General features: G+C 65.4%; 25 protein-coding genes. 15 read left to right on the top strand and 10 right to left on the bottom strand.

Features of this window, described 5'->3' with window-relative positions:
• Positions 1-53 precede the first annotated feature (53 nt).
• A complete protein-coding gene (locus tag AABD04_RS15305) occupies positions 54-779 on the top strand; it encodes a TIGR03089 family protein (protein WP_243608115.1) in 726 nt (241 codons plus the stop codon).
• On the opposite strand, the gene AABD04_RS15310 is transcribed toward AABD04_RS15305, so the two are convergent.
• Genes AABD04_RS15310 through AABD04_RS15320 form a run of 3 tightly spaced genes read right to left on the bottom strand, consistent with a single transcriptional unit; the run spans position 767 to position 2,914 of the window.
• Positions 767-1,156, bottom strand: coding sequence for a hypothetical protein (locus tag AABD04_RS15310; protein ID WP_243608116.1), 390 nt, complete (start codon positions 1,154-1,156; stop codon positions 767-769). The genes AABD04_RS15305 and AABD04_RS15310 overlap by 13 nt on opposite strands.
• Positions 1,153-1,668 (bottom strand): 5-(carboxyamino)imidazole ribonucleotide mutase, encoded by a 516-nt coding sequence (gene purE, locus AABD04_RS15315; RefSeq protein ID WP_243593559.1) that lies wholly within the window; start codon positions 1,666-1,668, stop codon positions 1,153-1,155. The genes AABD04_RS15310 and purE overlap by 4 nt, the downstream gene beginning before the upstream one ends.
• Positions 1,661-2,914, bottom strand: coding sequence for a 5-(carboxyamino)imidazole ribonucleotide synthase (locus AABD04_RS15320; protein ID WP_243593560.1), 1,254 nt, complete (start codon positions 2,912-2,914; stop codon positions 1,661-1,663). Before AABD04_RS15320 ends, purE begins: the two co-directional genes overlap by 8 nt.
• A gap of 146 nt (positions 2,915-3,060) precedes the next feature.
• Between AABD04_RS15320 and AABD04_RS15325 the strand changes: the two genes are divergently transcribed.
• A complete protein-coding gene (locus tag AABD04_RS15325; protein WP_341441671.1) occupies positions 3,061-3,621 on the top strand; it encodes a GtrA family protein in 561 nt (186 codons plus the stop codon).
• A gap of 6 nt (positions 3,622-3,627) precedes the next feature.
• On the opposite strand, the gene AABD04_RS15330 is transcribed toward AABD04_RS15325, so the two are convergent.
• The 4 genes from AABD04_RS15330 to AABD04_RS15345 are packed head-to-tail and all read right to left on the bottom strand — an operon-like array spanning position 3,628 to position 7,158.
• Positions 3,628-4,947, bottom strand: coding sequence for a sensor histidine kinase (locus AABD04_RS15330; protein ID WP_341441672.1), 1,320 nt, complete (start codon positions 4,945-4,947; stop codon positions 3,628-3,630).
• Between the two features lie 6 nt (positions 4,948-4,953).
• Positions 4,954-5,634, bottom strand: a complete 681-nt coding sequence (locus tag AABD04_RS15335) for a response regulator transcription factor (RefSeq protein ID WP_243593563.1) — start codon at positions 5,632-5,634, stop codon at positions 4,954-4,956.
• A 39-nt stretch (positions 5,635-5,673) separates the two neighbouring features.
• The gene (locus AABD04_RS15340; RefSeq protein ID WP_243593564.1) at positions 5,674-6,273 is read right to left on the bottom strand and encodes a PH domain-containing protein; all 600 of its coding nucleotides are present in this window, start codon (positions 6,271-6,273) and stop codon (positions 5,674-5,676) included.
• A 48-nt stretch (positions 6,274-6,321) separates the two neighbouring features.
• Positions 6,322-7,158, bottom strand: coding sequence for a biotin--[acetyl-CoA-carboxylase] ligase (locus AABD04_RS15345; protein ID WP_243608120.1), 837 nt, complete (start codon positions 7,156-7,158; stop codon positions 6,322-6,324).
• A gap of 95 nt (positions 7,159-7,253) precedes the next feature.
• Here AABD04_RS15345 and AABD04_RS15350 point away from each other — a divergent pair, with 95 nt between their 5' ends.
• From AABD04_RS15350 to AABD04_RS15360, 3 genes are read left to right on the top strand one after another with little or no spacing between them, the layout of a single operon-like run.
• The gene (locus tag AABD04_RS15350) at positions 7,254-8,894 is read left to right on the top strand and encodes an acyl-CoA carboxylase subunit beta (RefSeq protein ID WP_243608121.1); all 1,641 of its coding nucleotides are present in this window, start codon (positions 7,254-7,256) and stop codon (positions 8,892-8,894) included.
• The gene (locus tag AABD04_RS15355) at positions 8,891-9,148 is read left to right on the top strand and encodes an acyl-CoA carboxylase epsilon subunit (protein ID WP_341441673.1); all 258 of its coding nucleotides are present in this window, start codon (positions 8,891-8,893) and stop codon (positions 9,146-9,148) included. Before AABD04_RS15350 ends, AABD04_RS15355 begins: the two co-directional genes overlap by 4 nt.
• A 2-nt stretch (positions 9,149-9,150) precedes the next feature.
• The gene (locus tag AABD04_RS15360) at positions 9,151-9,813 is read left to right on the top strand and encodes a Maf family protein (RefSeq protein WP_341443075.1); all 663 of its coding nucleotides are present in this window, start codon (positions 9,151-9,153) and stop codon (positions 9,811-9,813) included.
• Positions 9,814-9,860: 47 nt separating this feature from the next.
• Here AABD04_RS15360 and AABD04_RS15365 read toward each other — a convergent pair whose 3' ends face one another.
• Positions 9,861-10,304 carry a flavodoxin domain-containing protein gene (locus tag AABD04_RS15365; RefSeq protein ID WP_341441674.1) on the bottom strand — a complete coding sequence of 148 codons (444 nt, stop codon included), beginning with the start codon at positions 10,302-10,304 and terminating at the stop codon, positions 9,861-9,863.
• 114 nt (positions 10,305-10,418) lie between these two features.
• Complete coding sequence (locus AABD04_RS15370) at positions 10,419-11,804, bottom strand: hypothetical protein (RefSeq protein WP_341441675.1); 1,386 nt, start codon at positions 11,802-11,804, stop codon at positions 10,419-10,421.
• 156 nt (positions 11,805-11,960) lie between these two features.
• On the opposite strand from AABD04_RS15370, the gene AABD04_RS15375 reads away from it, so the two are divergent.
• Positions 11,961-13,226, top strand: coding sequence for a glycosyltransferase (locus tag AABD04_RS15375; protein WP_341441676.1), 1,266 nt, complete (start codon positions 11,961-11,963; stop codon positions 13,224-13,226).
• A gap of 5 nt (positions 13,227-13,231) precedes the next feature.
• Here AABD04_RS15375 and AABD04_RS15380 read toward each other — a convergent pair whose 3' ends face one another.
• On the bottom strand, positions 13,232-14,536 hold the full coding sequence (locus tag AABD04_RS15380) for a hypothetical protein (protein ID WP_341441677.1): 1,305 nt from the start codon (positions 14,534-14,536) through the stop codon (positions 13,232-13,234).
• Positions 14,537-15,128: 592 nt separating this feature from the next.
• Between AABD04_RS15380 and AABD04_RS15385 the strand changes: the two genes are divergently transcribed.
• The 9 genes from AABD04_RS15385 to AABD04_RS15425 all read left to right on the top strand — a co-directional run bounded on the left by AABD04_RS15385 (position 15,129) and on the right by AABD04_RS15425 (position 25,455).
• Entirely contained in the window at positions 15,129-16,577 is a 1,449-nt protein-coding gene (locus AABD04_RS15385; protein ID WP_341441678.1) for a condensation domain-containing protein, read from the top strand.
• Between the two features lie 46 nt (positions 16,578-16,623).
• On the top strand, positions 16,624-18,081 hold the full coding sequence (locus AABD04_RS15390; protein WP_341441679.1) for a condensation domain-containing protein: 1,458 nt from the start codon (positions 16,624-16,626) through the stop codon (positions 18,079-18,081).
• Positions 18,059-19,432: a condensation domain-containing protein gene (locus AABD04_RS15395; RefSeq protein ID WP_341441680.1), complete on the top strand. Its 1,374-nt coding sequence runs from the start codon at positions 18,059-18,061 to the stop codon at positions 19,430-19,432. Before AABD04_RS15390 ends, AABD04_RS15395 begins: the two co-directional genes overlap by 23 nt.
• 86 nt (positions 19,433-19,518) lie before the next feature.
• Positions 19,519-20,415, top strand: a complete 897-nt coding sequence (locus AABD04_RS15400; protein ID WP_341441681.1) for a sulfurtransferase — start codon at positions 19,519-19,521, stop codon at positions 20,413-20,415.
• A complete protein-coding gene (locus AABD04_RS15405) occupies positions 20,412-20,825 on the top strand; it encodes a SufE family protein (RefSeq protein ID WP_341441682.1) in 414 nt (137 codons plus the stop codon). The genes AABD04_RS15400 and AABD04_RS15405 overlap by 4 nt, the downstream gene beginning before the upstream one ends.
• A gap of 125 nt (positions 20,826-20,950) precedes the next feature.
• Positions 20,951-22,420, top strand: coding sequence for a condensation domain-containing protein (locus AABD04_RS15410; protein ID WP_341441683.1), 1,470 nt, complete (start codon positions 20,951-20,953; stop codon positions 22,418-22,420).
• Between the two features lie 128 nt (positions 22,421-22,548).
• Positions 22,549-24,345, top strand: a complete 1,797-nt coding sequence (locus AABD04_RS15415) for an acetyl/propionyl/methylcrotonyl-CoA carboxylase subunit alpha (protein WP_341441684.1) — start codon at positions 22,549-22,551, stop codon at positions 24,343-24,345.
• A gap of 7 nt (positions 24,346-24,352) precedes the next feature.
• Complete coding sequence (locus AABD04_RS15420; RefSeq protein WP_341441685.1) at positions 24,353-24,772, top strand: DUF1707 SHOCT-like domain-containing protein; 420 nt, start codon at positions 24,353-24,355, stop codon at positions 24,770-24,772.
• Entirely contained in the window at positions 24,769-25,455 is a 687-nt protein-coding gene (locus AABD04_RS15425) for a haloacid dehalogenase type II (protein WP_341441686.1), read from the top strand. Before AABD04_RS15420 ends, AABD04_RS15425 begins: the two co-directional genes overlap by 4 nt.
• Positions 25,456-25,464: the final 9 nt, after the last annotated feature.

A 25,464-nucleotide genomic window follows, 5' to 3' on the forward strand; every position in this document is an offset into this window, starting at 1 on the left:
TGCCGCTCGCAGCGTGTGAATCTGTATCGGCGAGCGTCAACTAGGGTCGTGGGGTGGCTTCGAATCTGACTCAGACCCTGCTCGACCCGATTCTCGCCGCCGATCCGGCCGGTCCGCGCGTCACGTTCTACGACGATGCGACCGGCGAGCGGGTCGAGGTGTCGGCGGTGACCCTTGCGAACTGGGCGGCCAAGACCGCCAATCTGTTGCGCGACGAGTTCGCGTTCGAGGTGGGTGGCAGGGTGAGTGTGCTGCTACCCGCGCACTGGCAGACGGCTGCGGCGCTACTCGGGATCTGGTGGGCGGGCGGCGAGGTGATCCTCGGGGCCGACGACTCCGCCGACGTGGCGTTGGTCTCGGGCGATCGCCTCGACGAAGCCCCCGACGTCGACGAGGTGCTGGCCTTCTCGCTCGACGCGTTCGGCAAGGCCGTCCCCGATCTGCCCATCGGAATGACCGACTACGCGACGTCGGTGCGGGTGCACGGCGATCAGTTCAGGGCCATGGATTCCGGGGGTGGAAGTGCGGCTCTGGACGGGCGTTCGGTGGACGAGGTACTCGCTGCCGCACGTGATCGGGCCGACGCCAGGTCGCTGACCGCATCGGACCGGGTGATGTCCAGCGCACACTGGACCACAGCCGACGAACTGACAGACGGGCTGCTCTCGGTGCTCGTCACCGGAGCGTCACTGGTTCAGGTGGCGAATCCGGACGAGACGAAGTCGCAGCGGCGCGCCGAGACCGAGAAGGTCACCGCCACCATCGCTCAGCCGGGCTGACGGTAGCCCCCGTCTGCCAGTCCGGCCTCTCTCTCGTATTTGTTGGCCGGGCCCCGATGTCGGGCTTCCTCGGCAAGGTAGCGGAACGGGAAGGTGAGCCCGAAACGGGCCCATTGGTCGGCGTGCACGGACTCGTGTCGCAACACGCGCCGAGCGGTGTTGCCCTTCGTCAGATAGGCACCACCGAATGTCGTTCCCCCGCGCCCGAATCCGCCGCGCAGCCCCGTGCACACGAAGATCTCGAACTCGTCGTCGAAGCTCGCCGTACCGCGCCACAGCCCGGCGTAGAGCAAGGCGAGCCGGGTCACGAACACGGCCTGCCGACTACCGCGACCTGCGCGCCTGAGCTGCTCGCTCCGTGACACGGTTCCGCTCACCCCAGCAGGGTGGTGCGCAGCGCTTTGTCCTTCTCCAGCACCATCGCCTCCAGTGAGGCCTGGAACTCCGACATCCGTTGTTGCAGAGCCGGATCGGACGCACCGAGGATCCGGACAGCGAGCAGACCTGCGTTCCGAGCGCCGCCGATGGAGACCGTGGCCACGGGAACACCTGCAGGCATCTGGACGATCGAGAGCAGTGAGTCCATACCGTCGAGGTACTTCAGCGGCACCGGAACACCGATGACCGGAAGCGGCGTCGCCGACGCCACCATGCCGGGCAGGTGGGCTGCTCCCCCGGCTCCGGCGATGATCACTCGGATGCCGCGGTCCGCGGCCTCGCGCGCGTAGTCGAGCATGCGCTGCGGAGTGCGGTGCGCCGACACGACGCCGACCTCGAACCGAATTCCGAACTCCGCCAGCGCTTCGGCTGCGGCTTCCATCGTCGGCCAGTCGGAGTCGCTGCCCATGATCAGGCCGACGGCAGGAGTGGAGTTGGAGGTGTCAGGCATCGTGGGGGTCCCATCCATCGGTCCATTCGGCGTGCGACATCCAGTGCGCTGCGCGTTCGGCTCGCTCGCGCACCGAGGCCACATAGTCGGGGTCGGCGAGCGAACCCGACTGCGAGCCCAGGATGTTGACGTGGCCGATCTTGCGATCCTTGCGCTCGCTCTTGCCGTACAGATGCACCTTCGCATCCGGCATGCGCGCGAACAGGTGATGCAGCCGCTCGTCCATCGTCATCTCGGGCGCATCCGGCGCGCCCAGAATGTTGGCCATCACCGTCACGGGAGCCAGTGGATCGGTGTCGCCGAGCGGGTAGTCCAGCACTGCGCGTAGGTGCTGCTCGAACTGCGAGGTGCGGCACCCGTCCATGGTCCAGTGACCGGAGTTGTGTGGCCGCATGGCCAGTTCGTTCACCAGAAGCTTGCCCGAGGTGGTCTCGAACAGTTCGACCGCAAGGTCTCCGACCACACCGAGCGCACTTGCGATGTCGAGGGCGAGCTTGCCCGCGAACGTAGCGACGTCCTCGTCGAGGTCAGGGGCCGGTGCCAGCACCACGGCGCACTGGCCGTTGCGCTGCACCGTCTGCACGACGGGCCAGGCCGCACCCTGCCCGAACGGTGACCGAGCAACCATGGCCGACAGCTCGCGGCGCATGGCGACCTTCTCCTCCACCATGAGCGGTACGCCCAGGTCGAGCTGTGCGGTGACGATCTCCTCGGCTTCCTCTGCGTCGGCGGGCATCCAGACCCCGCGGCCGTCGTAGCCGCCGCGGACGGCCTTGAGCACCACCGGCCACCCGTGCTCGTCACCGAAGGCGACAGCGTCCTGCGCCCACGAGACCTCCGCGTAGGCGGGTCCGGGCGCGCCGAGCTCGGCGAGTTTGCGTCGCATGCGCAGTTTGTCCTGCGCGTAGATCAACGCACTCGGCGGCGGCTGCACGTTGACGCCCTCGGCCACGAGAGTCTCGAGGTGCTCGGTCGGCACATGCTCGTGATCGAAGGTCAGCGCGTTGGAACCGGTAGCGGCGGTGCGCAGAGCATCGAGGTCGTCGTGGTGACCGAAAACGACGTCGGGGCTGACCTGCGCTGCCGGCTCGTCGGCACCCGCGGCGAGCACGCGGAGAGTTTGTCCGAGCTCGATCGCGGACTGATGGGTCATGCGGGCGAGCTGACCACCGCCGATCATCGTCACCACGGGCATTCCGGTCGACGACGGGCGCGCGGCAGTGGGGCGCGGTTCGGTACCTGTCACGGCTCACCATGGTGTCATGTCGCGCGACATCGGTCCGAACCGGCAGCCGCACGCGAGACAGCGGAGTCGGTGCGGACCTGTGGAAACCCTGATGATCAGAGCGTCGGTTCGTCGGATCGAGGGGGTGTTTCGTAGACTTCAGCGTTGTGCCGACGATCGACAGCGTGCTTCATCGCTTACCCACGCCCATTCGTGACCTCGCGATTCGGCACAGTGAGCTGATCAAGTTCGCCATCGTGGGTGGTACGACAATGGTCTTCGACCTCGTCATCTTCTACTCGCTGAGTCTGACGGTGCTCGAACAGAAGCCGGTGATCGCCAAGATCATCTCCGGCGTTCTCGCCACCCTGCTGAGCTATTTCCTCAATCGCGAATGGGCATTCAAGCACCGCGGCGGACGCGAACGGCACCACGAGGCGCTGCTGTTCTTCGCCATCAGCGGCATCGGCGTGCTCATCGCGGCCGGTCCGCTGTGGATTGCGAACAACATCTTCGACATTCGCGAGACCAGCGAATCGCTGACCACGCTGGTGGTCATCGACTTCGTCCTCAACTACATCATCGGCAATCTGCTGCAGATGGCGTTTCGATTCTGGGCTCTGCGACGGTTCGCGTTTCCCGAGGACAACGCGCGCACGATCCTCGAGGTCGACGCCGAACGCAACGAGGACCCCACCGACACAGCGGACGCACTCGACAAACCCTGAGCCGACTCAGCGCGGTTCGCTACTTCGCACGGCAGGCGACGGTTCACGCCATGCAGGCACGAACACCGAGAACAGGGCGGGTCGGCGCCGCTGCAGTTCGAGCCTGCCGCCGTCCGCCTCGATCAAGGCCCGGGCCAGCGCGAGCCCGACACCGGTGGAGCCGGCACCGGAGAATCCGCGGTCGAAGATGTGCGGGGCGAGTTCGTTGCTCACCCCCGGGCCCTCGTCCGAGACCTCGACGCAGACCAGAGGTTCGCGGCGTCGCTCGGTGCTCTCCTTCGCCGAGACCGCCCGGACGGCCACCGTGCAGGCTCCGCCGCCGTGCACCAGAGAGTTGTCGATCAGCACCGAGACGGCCTCGCGCAATCGCGATCCCGTCACCGACGCCTTCAGATCCTCGTCTCCCCTGATGACCAACGTCCGACCCACGTCCTCGAAGTTTCGCTGCCACTCGATGATGGTCCCGATCAGTTCCTCGACGACCGACACTTCGTGTGCCCCGGCCGCGCCGTCACTGCGAGAGGACCGTACGAGCTCGTCGATGGCCAGCGTCAGCCGATCGACCTGATCCATCGCCTCGTTGGCCTCGTCGACCACCGCCGGGTCCGGGTGCGTGGAGATTTCGTCCAGGCGCAGACGAACGGCCGTCAGGCGGCTGCGAAGTTGATGTGAGACGTCTGCGACCAACGTGTGTTCGCGCTGCAGCCGGCCGGCGATCTCCACGGTGGCCGAGTCGAGAACCTCCGAGACTCGATCGAGTTCGGCGATCCCGTGCCGTCGCGGGTCCGGCCGGAAGTCACCTTCGGCGAGTCGGGCAGCTCGACGTGCCACGTCCTGCAGCGGATCGGCCAAGCGCTTCGCCGTGACGACAGCGACAACCGTGCCCGCCATCGCGGACGCCAGAACGACGAGAGTCACCGCTCCGAGCGCCTGGCGTTGCAGTGAACGCATGTCGTCCGACGGCACTTCGAGTCGAAGCGAACCCGAGGTACCCATCGACAGAGACTCGACCAGCGGACGAGGCACGGACGCTTCGCCGATGTCTGCGCGCGAGGCGGCGTCCTCCGGGGTCGGGTAGATCACCACCAGGCGACCGCCCTGCGGGATCGCCAGCCGAAGTGAACCGATGTCGAGTTGGCCCTCGATCAGCCCCGCCGACCCTTCCTGCGAGATGATCTCCGCCGCCATCCGGTCCAGGCGGGCCTGTAGGTCGTTGCGAGTGAAATCCTCCACCCACAGCCACGCGGTGTACATCAGGGGCAGACCGAGCAGCAAAGCCGTCATGACGACGACAGCGAGAATCGAGACCAGAATTCGACGGCGCATCGACCGCTAGTCGCTGTTGATGCGGAATCCGACGCCGCGAACCGTCGCGATACGGCGTTCGGCCACAGGTCCTTCGTCACCGATCTTGCGCCGCAGCCAGGACATGTGCATGTCGAGAGTCTTCGACCCCCGCAGCTCTGCGTCGCCCCAGACCTCGCGCAGGATCACTTCGCGAGAGACGACTTGGCCTGCGTGGTCGAGCAGGACCTTGAGCAGCTCGTATTCCTTGTTGGCGAGGGAGATCTCGGTGCCACCGACGAGGACGCGTCGAGCGGCGGGTTCGAGGCGAATGGCACCGACCTCGATCGGGGAATCATCTCCGGCACCCCGGCGACGAAGGAGCGCACGTACGCGAGCCATGAGCTCGGCGAGCCGGAAGGGCTTGCCGACGTAGTCGTCGGCTCCGGCATCGAGGCCGACGACGAAGTCGACCTCGTCCGTTCGTGCGGTGAGCATGAGGACGGCCACCTCGGATCGGTTGGCGCGCACCTGCCGACACACTTCGAGACCGTCCATCCCCGGCAGGCCCAGGTCGAGGATCAGCAGATCGAATTTTCCGTCCAACGCACGTTGGAGAGTGGCGGGACCGGTCTGTTCGACGGTCACCGTGTAGCCCTCGCGCCCGAGGGCGCGCGACAGGGGTGCAGCGATGGCTTCGTCGTCTTCGGCAAGTAGCACGTCGGTCACATCGGTCACCATACGGTTCGAAGGTGAGAACAGCCTGTGTTACCTGCGTTTGCCCGCGCGCCAACCTGGCTTGGACTCGGCGGCCGAATCCTCGGGCATGGACTCGAACGCCGTCTCCCGCCCGTGCACGGACTCGCGGCGGTACTCCATCGAGTCGAAAACCTGCTGGTAAAGCAAGGAATGGACTCGTTGCACCTGGGGAATGTCGTCGAACTCGAGTGGATCGTCCGATGCCGAGGCAATGATGAGTGTGCCGGTGCGCAACATCCGATCGACCAGCCCGTGTCGAAACTGCACGTTGCTGATCCGGCTCATCGGAATGTCGATACCGGAGTGCGTGAGCACACCCTGCCGAATCAACACCCGCCGATCGGTGACGATGAAATGGGTGCACTTCCAGCTGATCAGCGGCACCAGACAACGCCACCCGACGATCACCGCCCACAGCACAGCCGCGGCGATCATCGCCACGTTCGCAGCGGTCGATTCGAGCCGTGCACTCGCAGCGCCGAGGGCGACGCCCGCCACACCTGTGGCGATCACGAAGGTGATCGACGGCAGGATCAGCATCTTCCAGTGCGGGTGATGATGAAGCAGGAGCTCTTCCTCATCGGCCAACGCATCTTGGGGATAGCCCACCGTGCACTCCTGACTACTTGCTACAGCTTCCGTCGAGCTGAGATGGTCTCACGTGAGAGGTCGTAGATGGGTGACGTCACCGGCGGCAACGGCCAACACCGACGGGTTCTCGGTCCCGGTGTGCTCCACCTCGATCACGATGCGCCCGTGCTCGTCGACATCGACCGCCGTTCCGACCTTTTCGTCGCCGCCGGGCAGGTCCACCCGCACGCGCTGCCCGATGGTGCCGCACCTCTCCCGGTACCGGTGAGCGAGCGCATCGGTGTTCCAGTTCGAGTCCCGCCACGAATCCACCTCGGCGGCCATCGCACGCAGTATCGCCCGCACCAATGTGTCGCGGTCGAGAACCGCAGCTCCTTCCAGCGCCAGTGACGTCGCCGTCGGCACAGGCAACTCGTCGGCCGTCATCGACACGTTCACCCCGAGTCCGATGACGACGGTGGGCGACGGCCCGTGCGCGGCGACCTCGGCCAGGATGCCCGAGACCTTCTTGCCATCGATCAGTACGTCGTTGGGCCATTTCAGTCGAGCATCGACTTCACCGACGGTGCGTAACGCGTCGACCAGTGCGATTCCGGTCATGAGCGACACCCACCCGAGGACCGCGGGATCGATTCCGGGAAACTTCAACAGCATCGAGACCAGGATCTGCGACCGGGGCGCACCGGAGAACGGTCGCGCATGCCTGCCGCGTCCGCTGCCCTGATGCTCGGCGAGCAGGGCTGTTCGGTCTGCGTAATTCGCAGCCCCCGCAATCAGGTCGGCATTGGTCGAACCGGTTTCGGCCACCACGTCCAACCGAGACCAGGATGCCTGCGGTCCATCCACCAGCGCCCGGCGAAGCGCGCGAACGTCCAGCGGTGGGCGATCGAGGTTTGTCCACATACCGACCAGCATATGGGCTCGGCGAGGCACGATCGGCTTCGGCGAACCACCCTCGGTCGGGGCCCAGATCACACTCGCCGTTAAAGTGGTGCCCCATGACCAGCGTCCAGGATTCCACTGCACACGGGTCGGCCGAAACCCCAGATATCCATACCACTGCGGGTAAGTTGGCCGATCTTCGTAAACGTCTCGCGGTTGCGGAGATTCCGTCGGGTGAGGCGGCGGTGGAGCGGGTCCATGCCAAGGGCAAGCTGACCGCGCGGGAGCGGATCACGGCGTTGCTCGACGAGGGATCGTTCGTCGAGCTCGACGCGTTGGCGCGGCACCGCTCACAGAATTTCGGGTTGGCCGACAACCGGCCGTTCGGTGACGGTGTCGTCACCGGCTACGGCACCGTCGATGGCCGCGATGTGTGTGTGTTCTCCCAGGACGCGACCGTCTTCGGTGGCAGCTTGGGGGAGATCTACGGCGAGAAGATCGTCAAGGTGATGGACCTGGCGATCAAGACCGGCCGGCCCCTGGTCGGGATCAACGAAGGTGCCGGAGCCCGCATCCAGGAAGGTGTGGTCTCCCTCGGGTTGTACGGGGAGATCTTCCACCGCAACGTCCGCGCGTCCGGGGTGATCCCGCAGATCTCGGTGATCATGGGACCCGCCGCAGGCGGGCACGTCTACTCCCCGGCCCTGACCGATTTCGTGGTCATGGTCGACGGCACGAGCCAGATGTTCGTCACCGGACCCGACGTCATCAAAACCGTCACCGGCGAGAACGTGACGATGGAAGAACTCGGTGGCGCACACACCCACATGGAGAAATCCGGGGTCGCGCACTACGTCGCCTCCGGAGAACAGGACGCCCTCGACTACGTCCGGGACCTGCTGTCCTACCTACCGTCGAACAATCGTGCCGACGCCCCCCGCACCGTCGCGTCGGACCCTGTTGTCGGGGCGATCGAGGACTCGTTGACCGCCGAGGACCTCGAACTCGACACCCTGATCCCCGATTCACCGAACACCCCGTACGACATGCACGAGGTGATCACCCGGATCCTCGACGACGACGAATTCCTCGAAGTCCAGGAAGGTCGAGCCCGCAACATCATCGTCGGGTTCGGGCGGATCGACGGCCGGTCGGTGGGGATCGTGGCCAATCAACCCACCCAATTCGCGGGCACCCTCGATATCGATGCCTCCGAGAAAGCAGCCCGATTCGTCCGCACGTGCGACTGCTTCAACGTCCCGATCATCACCCTGGTCGACGTACCGGGGTTCCTGCCCGGGACGGGGCAGGAGTTCAACGGCATCATCCGGCGTGGAGCGAAACTGTTGTACGCCTACGGGGAAGCGACCGTCGGGAAGATCACCGTCATCACCCGCAAAGCGTACGGCGGGGCGTACGACGTGATGGGGTCCAAGCACATGGGAGCGGACGTGAATTTGGCGTGGCCGACCGCGCAGATCGCCGTCATGGGAGCCTCCGGTGCCGTCGGGTTCGTCTACCGCAAGAAACTGTTGGAGGCCGCGAAGAACGGTGAGGACGTCGACGCCCTCCGGTTGACACTGCAGCAGGAATACGAGGACACCCTCGTCAACCCCTACATCGCTGCCGAACGCGGCTACCTCGACGCGGTCATCCCACCGAGTCACACCCGCGGCCAGATCGTCACCGCGCTACGACTGCTCGAACGCAAACAAGTCACCCTCCCACCCAAGAAACACGGAAACATCCCACTATGACCGAAGCGAATCACGACGCAGCGAGCGCCGACGCAGCGTCCGGAACACCCGTTGCCGTCAGCGTGGTGAAGGGCAATCCGAGTGACGAGGAACTTGCCGCTCTGGTGGCGGTTCTGACGGCCGCCCAGAACGGATCGCAGTCGACGGTCGATTCTCGTCCCCGCGAGCTGTGGGGTTCGCCGGAATCGTTGCATCGTGGCTTCGTGGCTCGATCGGCGTATTCGTATGCCGCGTCGGGTCGCCACCCGCGGTGACGGTGGCACCCTCCGACGCTGCGCCGGGCCATGTTCGTCTGGTCCTGGCGTCGGCGTCGCCGGCCCGCCTGTCGGTGCTCCGCGGTGCCGGTGTGGAGCCGATCGTCCAAGTGTCGGGTGTCGACGAGGATGCGCTGAGCGCAGCGCTCGGTCCGTCTGCGTCTCCGGAAACGGTGGTCACCGAGCTGGCCCGAGCCAAGGCAGCGGCAGTGGCCGAGACGTTTTCGGATTCGGCCGACGATCTGGTGATAGTCGGCTGCGACTCGATGCTGTCCATCGGCGGCGAATTACACGGCAAGCCGCATTCGGTCGAGGTGGCGCGCGAAAGATGGCAGTCGATGGCGGGCAACAGTGGCGAATTGTTGACGGGCCACGCGGTGCTCCGAGTGACCGACGGTGTGGTCGTGGCGCAGGCTGCAGCGCACAGTTCGACCATCGTGCATTTCGCGACGCCGTCCTCGGTGGATCTCGAGGCCTACCTCACCTCCGGTGAGCCGCTACTGGTGGCAGGTGCGTTCACGCTGGACGGCCTCGGCGGCTGGTTCGTCGACCGCATCGAGGGCGATCCGTCGTCGGTGATCGGAATAGGTCTGCCGCTGGTGCGGACACTGCTCACCCGTGTGGGTACGTCCTTGGCTGCCCTCTGGGACCGAACACCGTCGTGATCGTTCCGGCTCCGCCGGAAGGTACCCGTCGCAGTCGGTCGTTACCGTCAGGGCAGTAGGTCGATCAACTCCCGAGCCCATTCCTCGGCCATGGACTTCGGCTTGATGTTCGACGAGCTGTCGTGCCGAGCGTGGGTACCGATCTGCTTGCCGCCGAGTTCGGTGAGCTTCTCCGCGAGGATCTCGCCGCCGCGGTTGAAGGTGTCCTCGTAGACCCGGTCACCCAGACCGAACACCGCGAACTGCAGTCCGGCGAGGTCCGGAGCGTCCTCGACGAGTGCATCGAAAAACGGCTCTGCACCGGTGGGGAGTTCGCCGTCTCCGTAGGTGGAGCAGACGACGACGTGGAAGTCGTCGGTGTCGATGTCGGACACCTCGTACTCGAGCATGTCGCGTACCTCGGCGTCATGATCGCTCAGCACGTCCGCAATCTTGTCGGCGACCTCCTCGGCCGTACCGGTCTCGGACCCGAACAACACGACCACTGCCATGGATCGCTCCCCTTTCTCACACCTGCTCGAACACTCGAACAGTCGGAAAGCATAGCCGCACCGGCGATCCGGTCGAAAATCCGTCCTCGCCTGCAGTTGTGACTTGTCTCGAGGTCACCAGAATTCGGGCGTCAGGCCCCATCGTTCGAACTCCGCCTCGACGAGCCCACGCAGGTGCTCCTTGCTGGGAAACCTGTCCGGATCGAGCCCGGTGACGCAGAGTGTCGCGCGCTCCCCCGATTCGTTCCACCAGGCGCTGACGCCGCCGCCGGTGCGGCGCAGCAGGTCGACATCGGTGTTCTGCGTGATCGACCTCATCGCGACCGCGGTGGCGTCGACACCGCCGATGGTGCGCAGCGCGGCGCCTCGTGCACCGAGATTCGAACACAGGCACAGCGGTGCCGATCCCGACGCGGCGAGCTTGGCGACGATCGCGTCCGGCAGCAACTGCATCAACGGTTTGAGAAGTTCGAACGTCGTCGTGACGGTGCGATCGGCCTGGGTTCTGAAGGCTTGCTTGCTCGATGCGCGGATAGCTCCGAGATCGTCGAGGTACGCCCCTCCGGCATCGACATGAATCGAGACACCGGAGGTCGCGTTGGCGCGCCGATCTCCCGTGGTCCTGGTACTGACCGGAAGGGCGACGCGAACCCTGTCCTCCGTTGTGATCCTGCCGCTTCCGGTCAGGATTCCGAGCACCACCGCGACCAGCAGACTGTTGGAGCTGCCGCCCTTGCTCGCTGCAGCGGCGGACCACTGCGAGGAAAGACAGTCGACAACGACGGTGCTCGGAACCCACGCCCCGTTCTCGGGTGCGACCAACACGCGCGGACGGTCCGGATCGGCGCTCGTGGAGTCCGGCGCGGCGTTGCTCCGGCCGGCCGACGCCGTGAACCGTGCCCTCGCCGTCTCCACCGCGGTGCGGCCGATCGCTCGTGCCGCACCCGAGAGCGACGCACCGATCCGGCCGAGACCATCGGACACATCGGCTCCCGAGAGCGCCATCGAGGACGCGGAGTCGTCATCGAGTCCGACGCGTACGAAGTCGTCGGGTACAGCGCGTCCGGCGAGCGCAGCCGCGGCGGCAGAGGTCAGTGCCCCACCGTCGCCGACCACGTGCGAGCCGACCAGCGACACGATCGTGCCGCCTCCGTCGACCGAGGTGGCCGACAAGCGCCACGCCGGTCCCCCGATCGGGTCCAACGTCACTGCGGCTTCGTCCTCGATCCACCTGTCGACCGCCGTGCGGTCGATCGACGATCCGATCGCCACGGGATCGGCCGATCGGCGCGCCGCCGTCCAACTGTCACGGGCTCCGGGCATCCGCGTCCGCCGAACGGATCGATCGATGGGACCTGCGGCGAGCATTCGCCACATCGATTCGAGTGCGTCGAGTGCGACGGCACCGTCGAACTTCCAGACGATCTGGTTCACCACCGGTACCCCGAGTACGCATTCCATGCGGAGGAACAGGTCGTCGTCGTACGTCAGTCTTTCCACCTCGAGAGACTATCGCTGCGCGAGTGCAGACGCAGGTGGGCCGCAAATGTGTTTCGCACCATATGTTTTCCGCACCGGGCTACTGCGAGCGAAGCTGATAGGTTGTGATCGCTCTCCGAAACCGACGCGACTGCGAGTGCCCGTATGAAGTTCGTGATGCCCTTCAACGGGAGCCGCGGTGATGTGACGCCCGGTCTGGCGCTCGGCGTCGAACTCGCAGATCGCGGGCACGAGGTGGTGTTCGGCGCACCGCCGAATCTGCTGGACTTCGCGCGCACGACAACGGCCGAGTGCGACCCGATCCGCGTGGTGTCGTTCGGCCCGGACACCCAGCGCCTCTTGGAGTCCGAGCTGATCAGGGTGCGTATCAAATCACGCAATCCGCGGACCAGGTTGGCGGCACTGGCCGAGCTTGCCAACTACGGCTGGGACCGGATGACAGCCGAACTCGAGCAGATGGCCGAAGGTTGCGATGCGGTCGTCACCGGTTCGCTGGGGCAGGAAATGGCCTTCAACATGGCCGAGTCTGCGGGCAGTGCTTTTGTGGCACTGCACTATTGCCCACTCCGGCGCAACGACGTCGTGCCCGTGGTTCCGGGAATCACCCTGCCGGGCCGGCTCAATCGATCGATGTGGGCATTGGCAGAGTCGATGCGCTGGAAGTCGATGAAGACCCGAGAGAACGCGCAGAGAGTGTCCCTCGGAATGGCACCGACCGGCGATTCGTTGCCCGTTCGCTCCGAACGCTACGGCGGGGTCGAGATTCAGGCCTACGAGTCGGCGCTGTTCCCAGGGCTCGCCGAGCAATGGGGACCGCTTCGTCCGTTCGTCGGATTCCTCGGCCTGAGCAGTGGACGCTTCGAGGCCGATCCCACGCTGGAGGAATGGCTGCAGGCCGGCTCGGCACCGGTGTATTTCGGATTCGGCAGCATGCCTGTTCCCGACCCGGCCGCCCTCCTGCGCATGATCGAGAACGTCGTGGAAAAACTCGGTGTTCGTGCTCTCGTCTGTGCCGGCTGGAGCAACCTCGTCGGTGCCGATTCTGTTGCGACTCGGACGAACTCCAGCATCAAGATCGTGGATTCGGTCGATCATGGGACTGTTTTCCCGCAGTGCCTCGCCGCGGTGCACCACGGCGGCGCGGGTACGACGGCGGCCACTGCGCGGGCGGGTCTACCGACGCTCGTGTGTTGGTTCAGCGCCGATCAGCCGTACTGGGGAACCGCTCTACGACGGATCGGAGCCGGAGCCAGCACGAAGTTCTCGACACTGACCGAATCCGTGTTGCAGCAGGCCATTACCGATATCACTACCGACCGCGCCAGGCAGGCGGCGCGTCGACTCGCCGACGTCGTTGCCCCGACCACAACGGCGGTGGCTGCAGCTGCCGACATCGCCGAAGCCGCCGCGCGCGACCGCTGACGCAGTCACCAGAAACGCGCGGACAGCTCCCATCGAGCGAGCGCCTCGGTCAGGTGTTCACGCAGGACGTCCTCGTCGGCAAAGCGATCGGGATCCATGGCGTGCACGGTCACGGTCACGCTCGATCCCGTCTCGCACACCCAGGCCGTGAGACCACCGTCGAGCGACCGGGCGAATGCGGCATCCGCTCCCGCGAACGTCGCCCTGCCCGAGACTGCACGAGCCCGAACGCCGGCCACCGTGGTGAAGTCCTCGGGCAGGACACCGAGGTTGGACGCGAGCCCTTCGGCACCGTCTCGCGGCTGCGGAACACGCGCAACCACGGCGTCGGGCAGCATTTGGACAAGGGCCTGCGAGATGCCTGTGGGTGCCTGCCCTTCGGCCTGCCTCACGGCGAAAGCGGTGAACGCCGCCTTGCTGATCGACCGAATCGTCGTCAGGTCGCGGTCCGAGGCGTCGGTGACGGGGACGTCGATCTTGACGATCTTGGTGGCGTTGGAACGGGTGTCGGCCGGGGTGCGGTCACTGACCGGCAGAGACCACTGCACCGAGTCGCCGATCGAGGCACGTCCGGCGTTCCCGGACGCTGCCGTCAGGACGGCGATGAACAGCGAATTGGACGTACCACCCCATCGCTGGGCGGCTGCGGTCCAGGCACCCGCCTCCACCTCTGCCACGGCGTGAGGTGATACCCAGTCGGAGTCCATCGCGTCGGCCGGCACCCGTGACCGGGTCGGGCGGGATCGTGGGACGACCGCGTCGGGTTCGGTTCGGGTCGGGATCGGCAGTGCGTCGGCGGCGGCGTTCACCAGCCACCCAGCGACGGACCGCGCTTGCTCTGCGGCGTCTCTGAGGTCCGAGCCGATGGCTGCGATGCCGTCGGCGTCAGGAGCCAACCGGCCTTGCTTCGACCGGTTGTTCGCAGCACGGACTGCCTCGATCAGCGCACCGCCGTCGGCGACCATGTGCGACGCGACCAAGGACACGACCGTCCCACCGTTCGACACCGGTGCCGCCGCCAGACGCCATCCGAGACCGGTTTCAGGATCGATGTCGGGATCGAGACGGCCGTCGGCCCACGCCGGTATGTCGGCCTCGTCGATGAACTGCGAGTGAAAGTCCAGTGAATGGGAGACGGGTGATCGCACCCATCGAGCACGAGCAGTCGGCACTCTCGAGGAGACCACTCGGCGCGCAAGCAAACCGTCGGACAGGTTGTTGCGTAGATTTTCCAGGTCGTCGCGCCGGACGGTTTCGTCGAACCACCACAAAAACTGGTTATAGACGGGATATCCGATGCCGTGGTGCATTCTCAAGAATAGGTGATCGGCAAATCCAATTCGAGTCACGCGCCGAACGTACTACATCTCCGACACCGTGGCAGCGGTGAGAATTCGCCACTCACCACGTATTAGCAATCGACAATAGGTGCAGTGATATGCACACCGAATTGTGCCCCGCATCATGTTCGGCCTATCCAGTGATGTGGCTCGTAACTTTTTGTCCGAGCCGTGCCGCACCACACTCCCCCTGTGAACATTCATGAAGAAGACCAGCAAGAACAGTGACGCGGTCGAACGATAGGACAGTCGGGGCGTCTTCGGCAGGACATCCGGGATCGACAGGTCAAGACGCTCGGCAGTGAGAAGTATTACTTTTACGCGTAGCGAAATAATTTTGGTTTCGCCCTATCGTGTGTTCTGGACTCACTTCGGGTCGACGGCAATGACGTTGTTCTTTCAATGACGAAAGCAGCAATCCAACAGCAAACACATAAACGACGAGTCGACGCGACGGGCACCGCTCCGCTGCTTTACACGCGCGGCTCAACCGTAATCGGACACGCAATACCGAACGAACGCCGAACATCGCTGACCGAGCCCGGAACGGAAGAGGACTCCCATGGAATACACCGAACTCGCCGACTACCCCCTCCCCGCCGGTCGCCTGACCGAGTGGGTCCCCCGCGTCGACGACGACCGCTGGGCACCGGACCCCCGCGGCCTGTCCTTCACGCACCAGGACCACTGCGAGCGCAGCGCACCGGGATCGTGGATCGGCACCGTGTTCGAGATTCATCGCCGCTACGACGTCGACGCAGTGCGCGCAACGATCGCCGCATACATGGCTCGCCACGAGGCGTTTCGCACCAAGGTTCGGCGCGACGAGGAATCCGGTTCGTGGCTGCGCCACACCGCTCCGGCAGATGCGGTGCAGGTGACCGATCGGGCACACACCGAACCCCGGACCGAGACTCAGGTCTTCAGCCACCTGCACTCCTGGTTCGGCGAAACCGTGTCTCCGACGGCGTGGCCGCACTTCGTCCTCGCCACCATCGAACCGGACGACGCATCCCGCGCTCTGGCGAACGGGCCGGGAGAGTCGTTCCTGCTCGCGTTCGCCGCCGACCACTCGGTGATGGACGCCTACAGCCAGATCTATGCCATCAACGAGATCGACCGCCTGTACGCACACGCCCTCGACGGCATCGACCCGGAGTTACCCGAAGTAGGTAGCTATGTCGACTTCAGCCAGTCCGAGAGGACTCTCGGCGAGACGCTGACCAGCGACCACAGCGCAGTGCGCACCTGGCAGGAATTTCTGTCGGTGGAGGACGGACGCTTCCCCGCCTTCCCACTGCCGGTGACGGTCGACGGGGCACCCGCTGCCGCCGATCCAGCTGCTCAGAGCAGCATCTCGTCGTGGTTGCTGACGTCCGACCAGTCGGATGCCTTCAACTCTGCGTGCCGTACCGCCGGGTACAACATGCAAGCCGGAATACTCGCGGCTCTCGCCTTGACGAACGCGCGCCTGTCCGGCCGCTCGTCGTTGCGCACCGTGATGCCGATGCACACCAGAGACGAGCAGAAGTGGGCTGCGTCGGTCGGGTGGTACGTCGGCATCCTGCCCATGGAGATCGAGCTCGACAACGCTCACACCTTCGGGGAGGCACTCGAAGCCGCGGCAACTGCGGGCGCGGCCAACAAGGGTCTGGCACGTATGCCGTACTCGAAGATCGCCCAGATCCTCGAGTCGACGGAGATTCCCCGATTCGTGGTCTCGTACATCGACCTTCGGTTCCTTCCGGACGCCGCGCAGTGGCAGGGCCGCAAGGGCCGGGCTCTGCGAAGCAACTGCCACGCCGACGACGAGGTGTACTTCTGGGTCAACAGGACGCTCGAAGGCCTCAACATCTCCGCGCGCTTCCCCAGTTCGGATGTTGCATCCACCAACGTCCACCGTTTCATCACCGAGTTCGTCGCAGTGTTGACGGCGGTGATCGACTCCGACTGCGGTGCCGATACGGTGCTCACGTCGGCCTCGCAGTCGGTGGTCGTCGCCGCAGAGTGAGCCATCGAATCGGGCCGCGGCCCCAACCGAAAAGGATGAAGCGACGATGATCATCACCGCAATGGGCAGGTGGAATCCCGCTCCCGGCCGTCTGCTCGAGTGGCATCCGACGGCGGCGGCCGAAGCGATCGCCGCTGCGGCACCGGCCGATTCGACTCCGCCGTCGTTTCTTCAGGAGGACCATCTGAAGGCGGCCTGGGCGGCACGCGAACGCGGCGATGTTCACACCGCCTACACCGGGGTCGCAACCGAGATCGACGGTGACGTGGACACGGACGCGATGAGCCGCGCGCTGGCCGCCTACGTAGTGCGTCACGAGGGCCTGCGTTGCTGGTTCGAGGTCGAGAACAACACCGTCGTTCGACATCTCGCCACCCCCGAGGTAGCCGCGTTCGAGGTGTCGGACGCCGGTGAGTCGACGGACGACGAGCAGTTCCAACGCTATGTGCGCCAACGGTTCTCGTCCGGGGCAACCGCGGACGTCTGGCCCGGCTTCGTCGTCGGTGTCGTCGCCAGGCCCGGTAGCTTCACCCTGTACTACGGTGCCGACCATGCGTTCACCGACGGCGGTTCGCAGGCATTGGTCATCAGCGAATTGGCCGATCTGTACGCCCTCGAGACCGGAGCACAGGTACCCGAACTTGCAGAAGCAGGTAGCCATCTGACCTACGCCGCCGACGAACGGGCACGAGCGGCAACATTCGGGTCCGATGCTCCCGAAATCGCCGCCTGGCGAGACATCTTCACCCGGCATGACGGCCGGATGCCCCGATTCCCACTCGACCTCGGGCTCGCACCCGGTGAGAAAGCCCCGGTTCGCATCGTCGAACGTCACTTGCTGGACAAGGACCTGACTGCCGCATTCGACGCCGCATGCAAGGCCGCCGGGGCCCGGATGAGCAGCGGCATCTTCGCCGCCGTCGGGATCACCGACTTCGAATTGGCCGGTGCCACCGACTACTTCGGGATCACCGTACTGAGTACCCGGCACCACGGTGATTACGGACAGTCTCAGGGGTGGTTCGTCAATTTCGCTCCGGTCGCATTCGAGGTGGCAGGACACGACACGTTCTCCGACGTCGCGGCCCTGGCGCACCGAGGCTTCGAGGAGGCCAAACAGATCGCCGAGGCCCCGGTGCACGCCGTACTCGGCGCTCTGGCCGCCGACGGCACTTTGGGTAGCGAGCTGGCGGTCAGCCCGAACATGCTCTCGTACATCGACTTTCGCTGGTTCCCCGGCGTCGGGCGAGACGCCGACACACGCGCGAAGCACTTCACCGGAGAGGGTTCGACGTCCAACGCATCGATGTGGATCAACCGAGACGGTGAGCACCTGTATCTGGTGGCACAAACCCCCGATAACGAGGTCGCCGCCGCTGCGGTGCAGCGATACCACGACCACCTCGCGCACGTGCTGAACACCATTGCACGCGAGAGTGATTACGACATCACGCTCGACCATCTCGTTCAGGAGCCGGCCGGTGCGGGTCACCTCGATCACTGAGTACACCCCGCGTGCGGGTGCGCTGATCGAGTTCACCGCCGTCGTCACCGGCGATCCGCGACCCTCGCCCATTCCACCGTCGTTCAACCAGCTGTTTCACCTGGGCGATCTGGACGAGGCCGAGCGCGTCTGGATCGCCGGGTCCTTCGATGTCCAGGGCAGCATCGATATCGAAGCACTCGGGTGGGCATTCGAGCGTCTGATCGACCGCCACGACACCCTGCGCAGTGCGTTCGTCCGCAGAACGTCCGGGGTCGAACGGACGCTCTACGAGCAGGGTGCCGTCGAGATGCGGCAGTCCACTCGATCCGCTGTCGCGTCGGCGTCCACGCTTCGGGATCAGCTCCGAAGCGCACTCCAATTACACTGTGATGCAAGGCAATTCCCGTCGTACACCTGTTTCGGCATCGACCGGCCGGACACCTCGACCGTGCTGTGCGCGTTCGACCACGCCAACGTCGACGCCCTGTCCATCGCCGTGGTCGTCCACGAGATCCACACCCTGTACGACGCCTACCGTCGCTGCCCCTCGAACCCGGACGTGGACCTGCCGCCGGTGGGTGGGTTCGTCGAGTACTGCCGCATCGAGGCAACCGAGCCGCGCGTCGATCCCGCGGACGAGCGCATGGTGCGGTGGGCGAACTTTCTCACCGAGTGCGGGGGGACCACGCCGCGTTTCCCCTTCGACCTCGGCCTCGCCGAGGGTGACGCCGCGCCACAGGCAACGGCGCTCACCCCCGTGCTCGATGCGCGGCACACCCTCGAATTCGAGCAGCTCTGCGCCGGATCGGGAGCCGGCATGTTTGCAGGCGTCGTCGCTGCCATCGCGCAGGCCGGTGCCGCCATCGGCGGACCGAGCCGCATGCCGTTTCTGTTCCCGCTGCACACCCGCCATCAGCAGAAGTGGTCGCGAGCCCTGGGCTGGTTCACCACCAATGCCCCCATGACCGTCGAGGTCGGAACCCACCTCTCCGACACGATCACCGCCGCCCACAGCGCGTTTCGGGCGGCACTGCCGTTGAGCACCGTCCCGATCCCCCAGGTGTTGGCCAATCTCGGCGATGCGTTCACGCTGTCGCGTCGAGACGTGTTCATGGTGTCCTACATCGACTACACGAGAATCGACGGACACGAACTCTTCGAGGACTCGAACGCACACCACATCAGCAATGCCACGGTGTCCGACGACGCCCAGTTCTGGGTCTCCCGCACCGCCTCGGGCCTGGCCCTGCGAGCACGCTTCCCCGACACACCCACGGCACGCTCGGTGATGGCCGCGTTCACCGCCGAACTCGTCGCCCTCATGCGGGCCTGCACAACGAAGCCCGACATCGCTGCCCTGACGCCCTGACGAACCGATTCCGCATAGGATCGACAGTGCAGTCCGTTCACCCCCGGGCGGGCCGCGAGCCGAATATCTTCCGTAGGAGCCGATACGTGCCTGTACCAACCGATTCCAACGCAACGTTCGCCGACTATGCGCATCCGGATCGTCTCGTATCGACCGAATGGCTGTCCGCTCATCTCGGCACCCCCGGCCTTCGCGTCGTCGAATCCGACGAGGACGTGTTGCTCTACGACGTCGGCCACATCCCCGGTGCCGTCAAGATCGACTGGCATCTCGACCTCAACGATCCGGTCACCCGCGACTACATCGACGGCGAGCAGTTCTCGACACTGATGAGCCGCAAGGGTATTTCGCGAGAAGACACCATCGTCGTGTACGGCGACAAGAGCAACTGGTGGGCCGCGTACGCACTGTGGGTGTTCACCCTCTTCGGCCATCAGGACGTCCGTCTGCTCGACGGTGGTCGTGACGCCTGGCTGTCGGAGAACCGTGACACCACGCTCGATGTCCCCGAGTTCCCCGCGACCGACTACCCGGTGATCGAGCGTGACGACGCGCCCATCCGTGCGTTCGCCTCCGACGTGCTGGGATCGCTCGGCACCGTGCCACTGATCGACGTCCGCTCCCCCGCCGAGTACACCGGCGAGCGCACCCACATGCCCGACTACCCGGAAGAAGGCGCGCTGCGAGGAGGCCACATCCCCACCGCCGTGAGCATCCCGTGGGCCAAGGCGGCTGCACCGGACGGACGCTTCCGTTCCCGCAAGGAACTCGACGAGATCTACTCCGACACCTTCTCGACCGACGAGGTGATCGCCTACTGCCGCATCGGTGAGCGGTCGAGTCACACCTGGTTCGTGTTGACCCACCTGCTCGGATACGACTCGGTTCGCAATTACGACGGCTCGTGGACCGAATGGGGCAACGCCGTTCGCGTCCCGATCGCCAAGGGCGAGGAGCCCGGATCGGCTCCGGCGGCTCGATGAGTTCCCTTCCGGAATCGCTGGCCGAGATCGTCGAGGACTTCGCCGCAGTGGAGGGCCAGGACAAACTGCAGCTGCTGCTGGAGTTCAGTCGCGAACTGCCTCCGCTGCCCGAGCACCTGGCCCAGGATTCGATGGAACCGGTGCCGGAGTGCCAGTCTCCGCTGTTCCTGTCGGTGGACGCAGGAGATCCGGCGCGGATCCAGCTGTACTTCAGCGCCCCGCCGGAAGCGCCGACCACGCGGGGATTCGCCTCGATCCTCGCGCAGGGACTCGACGGTCTCAGCGCACAGGAGATCCTCGACGTGCCGGACGACTTCTACTCGGCGCTGGGGCTGAGCGACGCGGTCAGCCCGCTACGACTGCGCGGAATGTCGGCGATGCTGGCGCGGATCAAGCGTCACCTGCGTTGACGGGCGACGGCGACGGTAGCGCGCCGTCGTCTTGATCGATACAACGGGTCGTCGTTAGACTCCGCGGCAGGGCTGCAAGGGCCCTGTCCCCCGATGCACTCGAACGAAGGCTGGTTGCTGCCGACATGGAATTCACGGAGTTAGCGGACTACGCGGTTCCCGCGGGCACGCTCACCGAGTGGATACCCAGCGTCGGCCCGCAGGCCCGCACGCCGGAAGCGGCAGGGTGGCGGCCCGACGCCAGGCCGACGTCCTACGTCCACGAGGCACACCTGCGGACGAGCCTGAGCAGTCCTCGTCGCGGTCGTGAGTCATGGCTCGGCGCAGCCTTCGAGATCGCGGGCCCCTTGGACAAGCCTGCGTTTCGCCGGGCAGTTCTGAACTGGATAGACCGGCACGAGGCGATGCGTTCGAGCGCGTCGATCGACGAGGTGACGGGCGAGATGACGCGGGTGACCGCCGCACAGGGAGCCATCGACATCTGGCAGGTCGAGCAGGAGCGGTGCGCGCAATCGAGCGAGGTCTTCGAGCACCTGCAGTATCTCTTCGACGAGTTCACCTCGCCGTTGATCTGGCCCGCCTATGCCTTCGTGACGCTCGAACCGGTGGACGAGACGCGTCCGATCACCGTGTTCTTCGCAGCGGATCACTCGATCATCGACGGGCTGTCCACGGTGCTGGTGGCCCACGAGATCGCTGCTCTGTACGGAGAAGAACTCGGCGGTGCGCCTGCCGCCCTCTTCGAGGCCGGCAGCTACCTCGACTTCGGTTCCTCCGAACGCGAGAGGAATGCGGAACTGGAGCATTCGCACGACGCTGTGCGGATCTGGCGGGATTTTCTCGTCGACGGCGACGGCGAGCTACCTGCCTTTCCCCTCGACATCGGTGATCCGAGCCCGGACGATCTGCCCCAGGGCGGTTTGTCCGCGTGGGTACTCGACCCCGATCAGGCCGACGCGTTCTCGGTCGCGTGCCGCAAGACCGGGCACAGCCTGTTCGCCGGTTTGCTCGCAGTGCTGGCCATCACCGGTTCCGAACTGGGCGGCGGCACTCGCTTTCGCACGGTGACTCCGGTCCACACCCGGGACGAGCCCCAATGGGCCTCCGCGCTGGGTTGGTTCGTCGGACTGTGCCCCATATCGTTCGACATCGCCGGCACGGACTCCTTCGGCTCGGTGGTGGCAGCGGCCTCGGCCGAGGTGAAGAAGACCAAACCGATCGCCCGAGTTCCCCTCGATCGTGTGTTCACCACTCTCGGCTACTCCGCCCGCCCGCGTTTCGTCGTGTCGTTCATGGATGTCCGGTTCGCACCGGCCGCCGAGCATTGGCCGGACTGGAACGCCCGAGCCCTGCGTAGTAAGCAGTATCAGCACGACGTCTACATCTGGATCAATCGCACGCCGCAGGGAATGAACATCGCCGCGCGCTACCCCAACACCGAGCAGGCAACCGCGCGGGTCCACGAGTACGTCGGTGCCTTCCGGAAGCTGTTGACCGATGTCGCGGACACCGGCACCGCCCGATTCCCTCATGCGGACGACGAGCGCTCCGATATCGGGCATTCCGACTCCGGTCAGATCGCTACCAATCAGTAGCCCTCGGCGGCTCGCCACCGATGCACTGCAGCGGTGTGGACCGATTGCAGCGATCACAGTGCCGGTGCTTAGACTCCGACGTGACGTTCGCAACGATGCACGCGAGAAATATATCCGTAGGAGGCTCAGTGCCCAGCCATGCCAGTGCTCAGATCACCAAGGTTCTTGTCGCCAATCGTGGTGAGATCGCGGTGCGGGTGATCCGGGCGGCCGCCGATGCCGGGTTGGCCAGTGTCGCTGTGTATGCCGAGCCCGATGCCGATGCCCCGTTCGTACGCCTGGCCGACGAAGCCTTCGCCCTCGGTGGGCAGACATCGGCGGAGTCGTACCTGGTGATCGACAAGATCCTCGACGCCGCCGCCAAGTCCGGTGCCGACGCCATCCACCCCGGCTACGGATTCCTCTCCGAGAACGCCGACTTCGCCCAGGCCGTGATCGACGCCGGACTGATCTGGATCGGACCGTCCCCCCAGTCCATCCGCGACCTCGGCGACAAGGTCACCGCCCGCCACATCGCCGCCCGCGCCAAAGCCCCCTCCGTCCCCGGCACCTCCGAACCGGTCAAAGACGCCGACGAAATCCTCGCGTTCGTCGACGAACACGGCCTCCCCATCGCCATCAAAGCCGCATTCGGTGGCGGCGGACGCGGCATGAAAGTGGCCCGCACCCGCGAGGAAATCCCCGAACTGTTCGACTCCGCCACCCGCGAAGCCGTCGCGGCGTTCGGGCGTGGAGAATGCTTCGTCGAACGCTACCTCGACAAGCCACGCCACGTCGAAGCCCAGGTCATCGCCGACCAACACGGCAACGTCATCGTCGCCGGTACCCGCGACTGCTCCCTGCAACGCCGCTTCCAGAAACTCGTCGAAGAAGCCCCCGCCCCGTTCCTCACCGACGCCCAACGCAAAGAAATCCACTCCAGCGCCAAAGCCATCTGCCTCGAAGCCGGCTACTACGGAGCCGGCACCGTGGAATACCTCGTCGGCCAAGACGGCCTCGTGTCGTTCCTGGAAGTCAACACCCGACTGCAGGTCGAGCACCCCGTCACCGAAGAAACCTCCGGCATCGACCTCGTCCTGCAGCAGTTCAAGATCGCCAACGGCGACGAACTGTCCATCACCGAAGACCCCGAACCACGCGGGCATTCGTTCGAGTTCCGGATCAACGGCGAAGACGCCGGCCGCGGGTTCCTGCCCGCCCCCGGCCCGGTCACCACCTTCACCGCACCTTCCGGCCCGGGAGTGCGCGTCGATTCCGGTGTCGAATCCGGCAGTGTGATCGGTGGCCAGTTCGATTCGATGCTCGCCAAGCTCATCGTCACCGGAGCCACCCGCGACGAAGCCCTCGCACGCTCGCGGCGGGCGCTCGCGGAGTTCACCGTCGACGGGTTGGCGACGGTCATCCCGTTCCACGCCGCGGTGGTCTCCGATCCCGCGTTCATCGGCGACGGCGACTCGTTCTCGGTGCACACCCGCTGGATCGAAACCGAATGGGACAACCAGGTCCCCCCGTTCACCGCAGGCCAGCCGATCGACGACGACGACGCACTACCCCGTCAGTCCGTCGTCGTCGAGGTCGGGGGCCGACGCGTCGAGGTCTCCCTGCCCGGGGAACTGTCCCTCGGTGGCAACAACAACGGCGGGAATGCCGGTGCGGTGCGCCGTAAACCCAAAGCCCGCACCCGCGGCGGCGCCGGTGCAGGAGCCGCCTCCGGAGACTCGGTCACCGCACCCATGCAGGGCACCGTGGTCAAAGTCGCCGTCACCGAAGGCCAGGAAGTCGCCGCCGGTGACCTCGTCGCCGTCCTGGAAGCGATGAAAATGGAAAACCCCGTCAACGCCCACAAAGCAGGCACCATCACCGGCCTGACCGTCACCGCAGGCGACGCCATCACCCAAGGCACCGTCCTCGCCGAGATCAAATGACGTAGCGATGTCCGAGCTTCCGGAAATTCGGATCGGTACGGCCGATCGGGAGAAGGCCCTCGAGGCACTGAGCCTGCACTTCAGTGAGGGGCGGCTGACTGTGCCCGAATTCGACGAGCGCAGCGCCGTCGTTGCTTCGGCGACGACGCGTGGGGAGATCGACAAGGTCTTCGTCGATCTCCCCACTGCGTCGACGCCACACACACCCGCCCAGCTCGGGAAGTCTCCGGCACCGGCCGAGGGCGGTGCCGGAATCGATTGGCGTGCAGTGGTGATGCCCCTGGTCATCTTCGGTTCACTGGCATTGTTCTTCCTCACCGACTTCGATCAGAAGTGGCTCTTCTTCCTTCTCATTCCCCTCGCCGGTGCGTTGCTGTCCGCAGGCGGTCACTCGAAGAATCCGAAGAAAAAGAAGAAGGATCGTTGAAGGCGCTTCTGTTCGATGTGTTCGGCACGGTGGTCGATTGGCGCACCAGCGTGGCCCGCGAGGTCGAATCGGTGTGTGGTTCCGACGTCGACAGCCATGCATTTGCCGACCGCTGGCGCAGCCTGTATCAACCGGCGATGGAGCAGGTTCGATCGGGCAGTCGACCGTTCACCAGGCTCGATGTACTCCATCTCGAGTCGCTTCGAGTCGTACTGTCGGAGTTCAATGTTCGGCTCGACGACAGTGATGTCGCATCCTTGAATCACGCGTGGCATCGATTGGATCCGTGGCCGGACTCGGTGCCTGGGCTCACCCGGCTCCGCACCGACTTCATCGTCGCCCCGCTCTCCAACGGGAACATCTCGTTGCTGCTGGACATGGCCAAGAATGCCGGACTGCCGTGGGACGCGATCCTCGGCGCGGAACCGGTACAGGCGTACAAGCCCATGCCCGACGCGTATCTCCGCACCGCGGACATTCTGGGTGTCGAGCCGAGCGAGTGCATGATGGTGGCCGCACACAACAGCGATCTCGCTGCGGCCGCGGACTGTGGCTTCGCAACGGCATTCGTCGCCCGTCCACTCGAACACGGGCCGAGTCAGACTGCCGACCTCGTTGCGGAATCGGACTGGACCTACAGCGTCGACTCGATCGATTCTCTCGCAACGCAATTGGGCTGCTGAAAGCACCTG

Origin of the sequence: Rhodococcoides navarretei, from assembly GCF_038069675.1 — a bacterium.
Lineage (GTDB): Bacteria > Actinomycetota > Actinomycetes > Mycobacteriales > Mycobacteriaceae > Rhodococcoides > Rhodococcoides navarretei.